Origin of the sequence: Aquimonas voraii, assembly GCF_900101825.1 — a bacterium.
GTDB lineage: Bacteria > Pseudomonadota > Gammaproteobacteria > Xanthomonadales > Xanthomonadaceae > Aquimonas > Aquimonas voraii.
Window position 1 is genome coordinate 62,129 of sequence record NZ_FNAG01000004.1, and the last position, 12,525, is coordinate 74,653.

At 69.3% G+C, this 12,525-nt stretch carries 7 protein-coding genes; 4 read left to right on the forward strand and 3 right to left on the reverse strand.

All coding sequences use genetic code 11. The annotated features are described in order from the left end of the window. The first annotated feature begins 195 nt into the window (after positions 1–195). The 4 genes from BLP83_RS09040 to BLP83_RS09055 all read left to right on the forward strand — a co-directional run bounded on the left by BLP83_RS09040 (position 196) and on the right by BLP83_RS09055 (position 5,198). On the forward strand, positions 196–864 hold the full coding sequence (locus tag BLP83_RS09040) for an ABC transporter ATP-binding protein (protein ID WP_091241628.1): 669 nt from the start codon (positions 196–198) through the stop codon (positions 862–864). 368 nt (positions 865–1,232) lie between these two features. Further along, a complete protein-coding gene (locus BLP83_RS09045; protein WP_091241631.1) occupies positions 1,233–2,615 on the forward strand; it encodes a sigma-54-dependent transcriptional regulator in 1,383 nt (460 codons plus the stop codon). A 146-nt stretch (positions 2,616–2,761) separates the two neighbouring features. Then, on the forward strand, positions 2,762–4,099 hold the full coding sequence (locus BLP83_RS09050) for a sensor histidine kinase (protein WP_091241635.1): 1,338 nt from the start codon (positions 2,762–2,764) through the stop codon (positions 4,097–4,099). 400 nt (positions 4,100–4,499) lie between these two features. Further along, on the forward strand, positions 4,500–5,198 hold the full coding sequence (locus BLP83_RS09055) for an outer membrane beta-barrel protein (protein ID WP_091241637.1): 699 nt from the start codon (positions 4,500–4,502) through the stop codon (positions 5,196–5,198). A 1,267-nt stretch (positions 5,199–6,465) separates the two neighbouring features. On the opposite strand, the gene BLP83_RS09060 is transcribed toward BLP83_RS09055, so the two are convergent. From BLP83_RS09060 to BLP83_RS09070, 3 genes are all read right to left on the reverse strand, one after another. Further along, positions 6,466–8,202, reverse strand: a complete 1,737-nt coding sequence (locus tag BLP83_RS09060) for a GGDEF domain-containing protein (RefSeq protein ID WP_091241640.1) — start codon at positions 8,200–8,202, stop codon at positions 6,466–6,468. 141 nt (positions 8,203–8,343) lie between these two features. Next, positions 8,344–11,322 carry a ligand-binding sensor domain-containing diguanylate cyclase gene (locus BLP83_RS19235; RefSeq protein WP_143006626.1) on the reverse strand — a complete coding sequence of 993 codons (2,979 nt, stop codon included), beginning with the start codon at positions 11,320–11,322 and terminating at the stop codon, positions 8,344–8,346. A gap of 198 nt (positions 11,323–11,520) precedes the next feature. Beyond that, entirely contained in the window at positions 11,521–12,444 is a 924-nt protein-coding gene (locus tag BLP83_RS09070; protein ID WP_091241646.1) for a branched-chain amino acid transaminase, read from the reverse strand. Positions 12,445–12,525: the final 81 nt, after the last annotated feature.

Here is a 12,525-nt window from a genome sequence, read left to right on the forward strand (position 1 = left end):
CTCTCCCCCAACCCCCTCCCACGAGGGGAGAGGGGAGTGAAAGCCGGCGCGCTGCGCAGCCAGGAGAGGGGCGGACGATCTCGACTCCTCGCGCGGAGAGGGCAGTGACAGCCGAACCCTTGCCCGCGGGGCAACGGTGACAGCACGAAGCTCACCCTGTTCAATGACTAAACAAAAACTGGAACCGCCCACGCCATGATCGAACTCCGCGAGCTTGAGAAGTCCTACCCGCTGGCCGCCCAGCGCCACTATGTGCTGCGCAAGATCAGCCTCGACATCCACGAGGGCGATTTCCTTTCCATCATGGGGCCATCCGGCTCGGGCAAGACCAGCCTGCTGTCGGTGCTGGGCCTGATGGACTCCGACTGGTCGGGCAGCTACCGCTTCGCCGGCACCGACCTGCACACGCTGAAAGAGCGCGCGCGCAAGGACTTCGCCCGCGAGCACATCGGCTTCGTGTTCCAGCACTACCACCTGCTCGACGACCTCACCGTCGCCGAGAACCTGGAGCTGCCCCTGTCCTACCGCAATGTGCGCGGCAGCGAGCGGCAGGCCCGCGTGGCCGAACTGCTCGATCGCTTCGGCATGGCGGCGCGCCGCGACCTGTACCCGCGCCAGCTCTCCGGCGGCCAGCAGCAGATCGTCGCGGTGGCGCGCGCGGTGATTGCGCGGCCGCGCCTGCTGCTCTGCGACGAGCCCACCGGCGCACTGCACTACAGCCAGGGCGTGCAGGTGATGGACCTGCTCAGCGAGTTGAACAAGGAAGGCACCACCATCGTGCAGGTCACCCACAACCCCGAGTACGCCGCGCGCGGTGGCCGCCAGGTCGAGCTGTTCGACGGCTGGATGAAGCAGGTGGCTTGAGCGCAGGGCGATGCATGGCAGACCGCCCAACCCACCAGCAACGCGCCCCATAGGGTGGGCCCCGGCCCACCATGAGATCGACGCTCGCCCCGGTCATTGATCGAATGCCTCGCCCCACGACAAGCTGCGAACCCGACATCGCCACAACAACAGCGTTCGCATAGGGTGGGCCCTGGCCCACCCTGGGCTCGACGCTCGCCCTGATACTCCAAGACACACCGGCGCAAGGCTTGAGCCCCGCTACGCCCACCCTCACCGGCGCAAGGCTTGAGCTCACGGTGGGCCAGGGCCCACCCTATGAGCCACGCGTCTCCATGTCGTATCGCGCACCACGCGTTCCTCCAAACCTTCCACGCGTTCCTGCCCCCATGACCTCCCGCATCCTCATCGCTGACGACCAGGCCGACGTGCTGCAGGCCCTGCGCCTGCTGCTGAAATCCGAAGGCCACACCTGCGTCTGCGCGGACGGCCCGCGCGAGGCCATCGAGAAGCTGCGCCGCGAGGCTTTCGACGCCGCGCTGATCGACTTGAACTACACCCGCGACACCACCTCGGGCGAAGAGGGCCTGGCCCTGCTCGCCGAGCTGAAGAAGCTGGCGCCGGACCTGCCAGTGGTGGTGATGACCGCCTGGGGCAGCATCGATCTGGCCGTGCGCGCCATGCGCGAAGGCGCCGGCGACTTTATCGAAAAGCCCTGGGACAACGCGCGCCTGCTCAGCATCCTCGCCACCCAGGTTGCGCTGGGCCGCAGCCAGCGCCGCGCCGCCAAGCTCGAAGGCATGCTGAAGCAGGGCGAGGGCGCCGAGCCCTTCATCGCCGAAGCGCCTTCGATGCGCCCCCTGCTCGACCTGCTCGACCGCGTCGCGCCGTCCGATGCCAACGTGCTGATCCTCGGCGAGAACGGCACCGGCAAGGGCCTGCTCGCCCGCGAGCTGCACCGCCGCTCGGCGCGGGCCGAAGCACCCCTGGTCAAGGTCAACATGGGCGGCATCGCCGAGACGGTCTTCGAGTCGGAAATGTTCGGCCACGTGCGCGGTGCGTTTACCGACGCCAAGGCCGACCGCATTGGCCGCTTCGAGCTGGCCGACGGCGGCACCCTTTTCCTGGATGAGATCGCCAACATCCCGCCCAGCCAGCAGCCCAAGCTGCTGCGCGTGCTGGAAGACGGCGAGCTGGAGCGGGTCGGCTCCTCGCGCACCCTCAAGGTGGATGTGCGCCTGGTGTCGGCGACCAATGCCGACCTCGCCGACGAAGTCGCCGCCGGCCGCTTCCGCAAGGACCTGCTGTACCGCCTGAACACGGTCGAGCTGCGCCTGCCGCCGCTGCGCGAGCGCCGCGAGGACATCGCCGCCATGGCCCGCGACTTCCTCGCCCGCGCCGCCCTGCGTTACCGACGCGACGGGTTGCGCTTCGCACCCTCGACCCTGCGTGCGCTGGAGCAGCACGCCTGGCCGGGCAACGTGCGCGAGCTGGCGCATGTGATCGAACGTGCCGTGCTGATGGCGCGCGGCAGCGAGATCGACAGTCTCGACCTCGGCAGCGGCAGCGCCGTGGTCGCGGATGCGCCCGCCGCCAGCGCAGCCGCGCCCGCCTTGAACGGCATGACCCTGGAGCAGGCCGAGCAGGCGATGATCCGCAACGCGCTGGATCAGTGCCGCGGCAACATCCAGCGCGCCGCCGAGGTGCTGGGCTTGAGCCGCGGCGCGCTGTACCGGCGGTTGGAGAAGTACGGCCTGGCGACGGAGGAGTAATCGATGGGCGCACGCGCCAAGCGCCTCGCGCCATCGCAGCGATCTGCGATGCGGGCGCCGCCCGCCGCATTCGCTGCACCCGTGTTCGCGCAGGCGGTGTTCGCCGCAGGTTCGTCCGAAGTGCCGCTCCACAGCGCAGCGCCCGCATGCTGAAGCCCAACTTCGAGCGCCGCCTGCTGCTCGATGCCGCTCTGCTGCTGCTGCCGGCCGTACTCTGCATCGGCCTGCTGCTGTGGCTGCCCGCCGACACCCTGAGCCGCCTGCGCACGCCGCTGCTGGTCACTGCCGCCATCGCCAGCCTGCTGCTGGCCCTGCGCTTGAAGCAGCGCGTGGTCTACCCGCTGTACACCTTGGCCAACCTGCTCGAAGCCCTGCGCGAAGGCGACTTCAGCCTGCGCGGCTCGCGCGCCCAGCGCGGCGATGCGATCGGTGAAGTGATCTGGGAGGTCAATGCGCTGTCCGCCACCCTGCGCGAGCAGCGCCTCAAGGTGGAGGAATCGAGCGCGCTGCTGGCCAAAGTGATCGAAGCCATCGACATCGCCCTCTTCAGCTTCGACGCCGAGTCGCGCCTGCAGCTGGTCAACGCCGCCGGCCTGCGCCTGCTCGGCCGCAGCCACGCGGCGGGCCGCAGTGCCGCCGAACTTGGCTTGGAGGACTGCCTCGCCGTGGAAACCGCCGCGGTGCTGAAGCGCAGCTTCGGCGGCAGCGAGGGCCGCTTCGACGTGCGCCGCTTCCGCTTCCGCTCGGCCGGCCGCCCGCAGGACCTGCTGGTGATCACCGACCTCTCGCGCGCCCTGCGCGAAGAAGAGCGTCAGGCCTGGCAGCGCCTGATTCGCGTACTCGGCCATGAGCTGAACAATTCGCTGGCGCCGATCAAATCGATGGCCGGCACCCTTGTGCGCGTGCTCGCGCGCGAGCCCCTGCCTGAAGACTGGCGCGAGGACGTCGACGCCGGCCTGCAGGTGATCGGCGACCGCGCCGAAGCCCTGAACCGCTTCATGATCGGCTACACCGCACTCGCCCGCCTTCCGCCGCCGCAGCGCCGCGAGGTCGAGCTGGCCCCACTGCTGCGTCGCGTGGCCGCCCTCGAGCAGCGCGTACCGGTCAAGCTCGGCGCCCTGCCCGAACTGCGCTTCGCCGCCGACCCCGACCAGCTGGAGCAGGCGCTGATCAACCTGGTCAAGAACGCCGCCGAAGCCAGTCTGGCCCAGCGCGGTGGCGTCGAAATCCGCGCCCGCACCGACGGCAGCCAGGTGCACATCGAAATCCTCGACGAGGGCCTCGGCCTGTCCGGCAGCGACAACCTGTTCGTGCCCTTCTTCACCACCAAGCCCGGCGGCTCCGGCATCGGCCTGGTTCTGGCGCGGCAGATCATCGAAGGTCATGGGGGCCGATTGAGCCTGCAGAACCGTGAGGACACCCAAGGGTGTCGGGCGGAGGTGTGGCTGGAGAGCGGGGATTCGGGATTGGGGAGTGGGGATTGAGCTGCCGACTGGGGCGGCGAGAGTTGGCCGAGTGGTGTCTGCGAAGCGGATGTGTTGGGCGAGTGGAATGCCCGGCGAACACCCCTGCGCGAACGGGTGTCGCGGACGCGCGCGTAGCGACCGCATCGACACGCGAAATTCGCGAACTGCAGCCTAGGCTTGCCGCCGCCTGAGTCTGGTGGCGCGGTCCGAATACGTCACACCCGGCTTCGATACCGATCGCAAGGCGGACAGCTAACCATCGATGTTGCGCATGGCCGATTCCGCGGCCCGCGGCGTCGTGGCGAACGATCCGCTCTCGGCTTGGCGTCAACAGCATTGGCGGGCCGCTGGCAGGCCGAGACCCACAGCCCGGTCCGCAGCGGCCGGTCGCACTCACGAACACACGCAGGAGAAACACATGACCACGCGACAACGGATGATCGCGCTTGCAGTGGCGCTCGCGCTCGGTGCGTCGGCGGCTGCCAGCGCGCAGGACATCGGCTTCAACTACATCGAAGGTGGCATCGTCGGTGGCTTCGTCAACGACGTCGAGGGCGCGGGCACCTTCACCGGAAGCGGCACCCCGCTTGAACTCGAGGCCGATGCCGGCGGCGGTCTCTTCGTTGGTGGCGCCTGGGAGTTCGGCGAGAACATGCACGTGTTCGGCGAGTACTCCAACGCCGGCCAGGAACTGGAGGTCAGAGGCGGCCCCGAGACGATCGACGGTGAGTTCGACGTCGTGCGCTGGCGCATCGGCGTCGGCTACGCGCATGCGCTTTCGCCGCGCACCAGCCTCTACGGCCGCCTCAGTTTTGACAGCGCCGAGCTGAAGAATCTTGAAGTCGCCAACTTCCGTTTCCCGGCCGACGGCGCCGAAGATGGCTTTGGTAGCGAGGTCGGCGTGATCTGGGCGGCGAGCCCCAGCGTCCACCTGCAGGGCCACGCTCGCTACACCTCGGTGGGCGACGTCGCCAGCGAGGGCTCCGATGTCTTCGACGCTGACGTCCTGGTCGGCCTGAGCGGTCGCTGGTATGTCCGACCCAATGTCGCGGTCTTCGCCGGCTACGAGCTGGGCAAGATCACCACCTTGAGCGTGGGTGCGCGCTACGCGTTCTGACGCGGCGCAAGCGAGCGCTTGATGCGCTCGCTCCCTGCTTTGCGAGATCAACGCGACCTCGCGAGGCCCCCTCCCGGAAGCAAACGGATCCCTCTCGAGTGGGGCGAGGCGCGCTGCCCAAGCTTCGCGCGCCAAGCGATGGGTCCAGGACCCAAAACGTCGAAATCGAAACCGGCGTTTCGCCATTCGCCGGTGATTCCGGGGGGCCATCCGGAACCCGAAGAACCAACGTCGAGATCGGCGCCCACTCCGGTGGTGGTAAGGCGCCCTCCGAAACGCTTGGCGCGCGGCCAGCTGTGTCTGGAAGCGCCGCTCTCTGCGTGCCCATCTCCATCGTCAGGCCCGGCTGCATTCGGCATTGGCTTGGCGATGGACCGGTAGATCCGTGACCGCCACGATGGACGGCTGAGCCCGGTGAGCTGCGAGAAAGGCCACGTGTTTCCGCCGGAGGTCTGATTGACGAGCGCGGACTGAGAGATAAGGCTCGAGCCCTGGCTTGGGCGCAGCTGGCGAGCGGGCTTGTCACTGCCCAGATGTGACTTGGTGGCGCGGGATCGACCGGGGCCAGCGCCGGCGCCCGCTCCAAGGCGCTTCGGCGGCGTAGGCGGGCATGGCATCCGCGCATCTGAAGCCCACCCGCGCAGCCAGCGCACTTGCCTTCGTCACATCGCGATGCAAGCATCCCGCGCCGGCAGGGCTTCCACGAAAGGCCGCCAGATTAGGCCGACGTGATAGGCAGAATGCCCGGCATGAGGCCCTGATTGAGCTAGGAGATTTCTCAGGCCTGCGCGCATGGCTCCAGATTGTGCGGCGGTGTTATCAGGACGGCTTTCGTCTAATAGTAGTTGGGCGAAATGAGATACCTCTTCGCAGCCGCCGCTTTGATCGCACCGTTGCCCTGCGCGGCAATCGACTGCCAAGGCGCACGGCTCGATGAGGCATGGAGTAGCGTTCCCGAATCTACTGAAACCCGTGCCGTTCGTGATTGCGCAGGCGACGCCGGTCTTCTCGATCGGAACACCAGTTGGGGAAAAGAGTCTTGGTGGGACTATTTTCAGCGCGTCCGCTGAGGCTGGTGTCAGCCGACCTTCGACTGGTTGAGGGTGGTCGCCTGCAATCACGCTCTACTGACCGCCTGTGCGTCTCACCGTTGCGGCAGGGGTGAGCTGCGAGTCCCCAATCCCCAATCCCCGCGCGGCCTTCGCGCGCAGCGCTCGGGCGGTCGTCGGCTCGCGCGGCAGTGCCGCGCAGACGAGCTTCCTCACTCTCAAGCCTCCACCACCATCACCCGGTTCTTGCCCGCGTGCTTGGCCGCGTACATGGCCTTGTCGGCGCGGTCGATGACTTCGCTGGGGTGTTCGCCCTGAGCGAAAGCGGTGATGCCGGCGCTGAAGGTGAGCAGCAGCTTCTGGGTGTTGGCGAGGAAGAAGCGGCGGGTCAGTTCGCGCTGCAGGCGCTGCACGACGTTGCTCGCTTCTTCCACACCGACGCCAGGCAGCAGCAGCACGAACTCTTCGCCGCCGAAGCGCACCACCGAGTCGTTGCCGCGCAGGGTTTCGCGCAGCACGGTGGCGATGTGGCGCAGCACTTCGTCGCCGACCAGGTGGCCGTGGCTGTCGTTGATCGCCTTGAAGTTGTCGACGTCGAGCACGACCAGGCAGAGCTGGGTGCCGAGGCGTTGCATGCGCGCTATCTCGCGCTCAAGTACTTCGTCGAGGCCCTTGCGGTTGAGCGCGCCGGTCAGCGGGTCGAGGCGCACCAGTTGGCTGGTTTCCTCCAGCTCGCGCTGCAGCACCAGCACGCTCTGGTTGGCGGTTTCGACCTGTTCGCGCAGTTCGGAGAGTTCGGCGGCCGAGCGTGCCGCGGTTTCGCGGGTTTCGCGGGTGCGCACCAGCAGCAGGCTGACCACGTCGGCCAGAGCATCCAGGCTGTCGGCTTGGCTGATGCGGGTGGCGCAGTCGTCCAGCACCTCGTGGTAGCTGGAGGTGCTGTCGGTCAACTCGCCCAAGCGGCTGATGAAGCCGGCGAGCAGGGCCTTGAGTCGCTGCTGGGCATCGGAGATCTGGCGGGCCAGATGGCGCTGCTTCTCGATGACCTTGCGCAGGCGGCGGCCGACTTCCTCCAGCACGCGCACGTCGAGCTGGCCCTGCAGGGATTCGGCCAGCAGGCCGAGCTGGCCGTGCAGCCAGTGGTCGTCGGTGACCAGCAGGCGGATGTTGTCGATGATGAGTCGCAGCAGGTCGATGAGGGCGTCGCGCAGGGCGGCTTCGCTTTGCCCGGCCAGCTCCAGCCCGCGCTGGAAGCGGTGCAGCTGCTGGCCCAGCGCCTGCAGGTCGAACTCGCCCTGGGAATCGCGCAGCTGGGCGGCGAGCAGACGCGCTTCGTGGGCGAGCGCCGGCTGGCTCTCCAGCAGGGGTGCGATGCCCTCGCGCAGCAGGCCGGCCAGCAGCTCGTGCAGACCTTCGGTGGGGGTATTCGCGGCTTCCTCGCGCGGCTCGCTCTGGCGGCGGCTGCGCCAGTCGCGGACCAGGGCATCCATGCGCCGGTGCAGCTGGGCGGCCTCCATCGGCTGGGCCAGCAGCTGCAGCAACTGCAGTTGGCGCAGGCCGCGCTGGGCGCCGGCGCGATCGGGGTCCAATTCGCGCAGGGTTTCCAGCAGCAGCGAGGCCCAAGGCAGTTCGGCGTCGACCACTTCCAGCAGTCCCTGGCTGAGCGCGCTGCGCAGCTCGCTCCAGCTGCCCTGAACCAGGGCGCGCTCGCACTGGCGCGCCAGGTTGAGCAGGGCCGGGGTGCCGCGGGGCAAGGCGTTCACCAGGGCGCGCAGGGATTCTTCCGGAAACGCGTCCGCAGGCGTCTCGCCGCTGATCTGCTGGTAGATGCGGGTGTAGTTCTCGGGCGTGGGCGGCAGGCGCAGGCTGGCGAGGCGCTTCAGGGTCTCGCGGGCGAGCTCGGAGGGGGCGCCGCGGGTCGGCTCGGTGCCGTTAGGCGTGCGATGTGGGCTCATGGCGCGAACTCGGATCCGGTCTGCATGGAAAGTTCACTGATACGCCAATCGGCAGGCATGCTACCCCCGAATCGCCACGCCCTGTCGACTGCCGAAAGGCCGTGGCGGACCGGCGTAGTGAGGGGCGCGTTCGCGTGCATTTCAGCAGGCCACGCGATTGCGGCCGGACTGTTTGGCCGAGTACAGGGCCGCATCGGCCTGCGACAGCATGCGGTCGTAGTCGGCGTGGCCCTCGTGCGAGGCCAGGCCGATGCTGATTGTGATGCGCAGGCCCGGGGCGATCATGTCGAGCTCCAGCCGCTCGATGCCGGCGCGGACGCGCTCGCACACCGCCAGCGCGTCCGACAGGCGGGTGTTCGGCAGCAGCAGGGCGAACTCCTCGCCGCCCCAGCGCGCCACCGTGTCGATGTCGCGGCAGAGCGCGCGCATGCGCTCTGCCACAGCGCGCAGTACAGCGTCCCCGGCGGCGTGTGAGAGCTCATCGTTGACGCGCTTGAACTGGTCGAGATCGACCAGGGCCACGCACAGCGGCTGCTCGCTGCGGCCGGCGCGGGCGAACTCGTAGGCCAGCAGCTCGTCGAAGGCGCGGCGGTTGGCCAGCCCGGTCAGCGCGTCCTCGCGGGCCTGGCGCTCGAAAGCGTCGGCCTGCTGGCGCAGCTGCTGCATCAGCTGGTTCTTCTCGCGATCGGCTTCCTGCAGGCGCTGCGCCTGCAGACGCAGGTCGGCGGTGCGCTGCTCGACCAGCTCGCGCAGGCGCAGTTCGTTGTGCGTCACCCGTCGCAGCCGGCGCTGAAGGAGGCGCTGCACGAAGAGGGCAGCGCCGGCCGCCAGCAGCAGCCAGGCCCAGGGGCGCTGCCACAGCTGCGGAGCGATCTCGAAGTCGATGCGGGCGGAGCCTTCGCTCCAGGGCCCGTTGGGATGCGCGGCCTGCACGCGCAGGCTGTACTCGCCGGGGCCGAGGTTGGTGAACACCGCGCTGCGCTGTTCGCCGCGCTCCACCCAGTCCTCGTCGAAGCCCTCCAGCCGGTAGCGGTAGCGCACGCGCTGGGGCATCACGAAGGCCAAACCGGTGAAGCCGATCTCGATGCGGCCGGTGCCGGCCGGCAGCTGCAGTGCGGGGGACGGCGCCAGCGCATGGCCATCGACCAGCACCGACTCGATGACCACTGGCGGGGCCTGTTCGGCGAAGTCGTCGAGGCGGGCCGGGGTGATGTAGGCGACACCCTGGGCGGTGGCGATCCACAGGCTGTCGTCGCCGCGGCGCACGGCGGCCGGCGAGGAGCCACCGTTGCACTGCGCGCTGGCCATGCCGTCGGCCTCGGTGAACTGCTCGTAGGGCACCGCTTCGCCGCTGCCGTTGGCATGGGCATGGGCTGCGGCGCTCGGTACGCGCAGCACACCGCGGTTGCCGGTCAGCCAGAGGTCGCCGGCGGCATCCTGCAGCACCGCGAAGAATTTCTCGAAGGGCAGGCCAGCGGCGTGGCCCACCGCTGCGATGCGGCCGTCACTGCGCCGCCAGCGCAGCAGGCCGCGATCCGTCGCCAGCCACAGTGCGCGTTCGCGCTGATCCTCGTGCATGGCGAACACCGACTCGACGCCGAGCTCGCCGCCGAGGTCGATGGTCTCGACCTCGCCAGCGCGGATGCGGCCGAGGCCCGTTCCGGTGCCGACCCAGAGGTCGCCTTCGGAATCCTCGAACAGGCTGACGATGTAGTCGCCGGGCAGGCCGTCGCTGCGCAGGAACAGCTGCTGCGCACCGCCCCGGCGCAGGACCAGGCCGTGGGTGGTGCCGATCCAGAGCGCTCCGTCCTCGGTTTCGAGCAGGGCGCGAACCTCGTTCGAGGGCAGCCCCGAGGCGCGGTCGAGGCGTTCGGCCACGCGGCTGTCCTGCACGCGCAGGGCGCCGCTCTGGTAGCTGCCGATCCAAACGCCGCGCGCGCTGCGGGCGAGACTGAGCACCGAGAGCTCGGCCAGCTCGCCGGCTTGGCCGCTGCCTCGGCCGGGCTCGGGCCAGGGACGCACGCCGTGGCCGTTGATGCGGCTGAGCCCGTGGCTGGTGCCGACCAGCAGGCTGCCGTCGGGCAGCTCCAGCAGGCTGCGCACGAAGTCATCGGCGAGCCCATGGCGGCGCACCAGGGATGAGAACGGTGCCGAGCCCAGCCGTACCAGGCCGCCATTGGTGCCGACCCAGAGGTTGCCCTCGCGGTCCTCGAAAAGCGCCAGCACGCGGTTGTTGGGCAGGCCGCTGAGCGTGTCCAGCGAGTCCAGCACTGCGCCGCTGCGACGGAACAGGCCCTCGGAGATCGTGCCGATCCACAGCTGGCCGTGGCGGTCGCGCAGCAGGCGGCTGATCGACGAGGCGGCCAGCTCGGGCTCGATGGCCTCGAAGGCAAGGTCAGGGTCGGCTGCCGCCGCCACCGGCTGTCGTGAGGAAAACAGGCCGCGCTCGGTGCCGACCAGCAGGTGGCCCTGCGGACCCAGCAGCAGCGAGAGCACGCGGCGCTCGCCGATCGCACCTTCGCGATCCGGTGCGGGCAGCAGGCGCTCGTCCTGGGCGCGCATCAGGCCGCGCGAAGTGCCGACCCAGATCCGCCCCAGCGCATCCTCCGCCAGCGCGTAGACGCTGCCGCCGCCGGTCTCGGGCGAGACGCTGAAGTGCTCGCGGGTGCCGTCGGTGCCGACCCGCATCAGACCGCCGTTCTCGGTACCGGCCCAGAGCCGGCCGCTGCGGTCGCGCAGCACTTCGGTGACCAGGGCGGGGGCTGCCGGCAGGCGCTCCCAGCGGCCATCGGCCAAGCGCACGATGCCGCCGCGTGATCCCGCGACCAGTAGCCCGCCGCCGGGCTCCAGCGCCAGCGCGCGCACCCCCGAATCGAGCATGCCGGTGCCGGCGTTGTAGTCGAAATTCTGGAAGCGCAGGCCGCTGTAGCGCACCGCGCCCTCCCAGGTGCCCAGCCACAGGTAGCCGTCAGGGCTCTGGACGATGGCGTTGACCGTGTTGTGCGGCAGGCCCTCGCGGGTGGTCCAGACCTCGAGGTTGTACTGGTCCAGCGGTCGCGGCACGGGGCTGTCCGCCAGCGCGCCCCGCATCAGGCCCAATACCAGGGCGAGGCTCGCCAAGGCCTGCAGCGCGAGGCGCCACGGCGATGTGCGGGAGAAAGCCGGAACCGCAAGGCAGGCAGGGCAGGGCATCAGGGGCAGGCAAATGTCGAGGTCAGCGAGCCCCTGTCGCATGCAAGACCTGAACCGTCAACGACGGTGACGTTGTGAAGCCGGCCGCGGCGGCGGGAGGCGGGGCCGTCGCGGCCGCGGCGGGCTTCAGCCCACCGCTTCCAGCCAGCCGTAGCGGTCCGGCGTGCGGCCATTGAACAGGCCGAAGAACAGCTCCTGGATGCGCGCCGTGACCGGGCCGGGCTTGCCGCTGCCAACCGGCTTGCCGTCAACGCTGCGGATCGGGGTGATCTCGGCGGCGGTACCGCACATGAACAGTTCGTCGCACAGGTACAGGTACTCGCGCGGCATGTCGCGTTCGACCACCTCGATGCCGTGCTCGCGGGCGAGCGTCATGATGCTGTGGCGGGTGATGCCGTTGAGGATCGCCGCCGAGGCCGGCGTCGTGTGCAGGGCGCCGTTGAAGACCAGGAACAGGTTCTCGCCCGCGCCTTCGCTGAGCAGGCCGGTCGAGGCCAGGGCGATGCCCTCGCCGAAGCCCAGACGCCGCGCCTCGCGCGCGATCAGCTGGCCGGAAAGGTAGTTGCCGCCGGCCTTGGCGCCGGTCGGGATGGTGTTCGGCGCCATCCGCTGCCAGCTCGACACGCAGGCGTCGATGCCCTGCTCCAGCACGCCGGCGCCGAGGTAGGCGCCCATGTTCCAGGCGGCCACGGCGACGTCCGTGGGGCAGTCGGCAGACAGGCCGAAGCCGCCCAGGCCACGATAGGCCACTGGCCGCAGATAGCCCTTGCCAAGGCCGTTGCGCTTCAGCACCTCACGGCAGGCCTGGGCCAGCGTGGCGAGGTCGTAGGGCATGGGGATGTCGTAGATCTTCGCCGAATGGAACAGCCGCACCAGATGGTCGGTGAGGCGGAAGATCGCCGGGCCGTTCGGCGTCTCGTAGCTGCGGATGCCCTCGAACACGGACGAGCCGTAGTGCAGGGCATGTGCCATCACGTGCGTGGTGGCCTCGGCCCAGGGCTTGATCGCGCCGTTCTGCCAGATGAATTCGGGGTACTGCGGAGTGCTCATGGGCGCGTGCTTCGGGGCTTGAGAAGGGCCCCGGATGATGCGCGAGCGTTCAGTGGTGCGGCAAGGCGACAAAGGTCATCG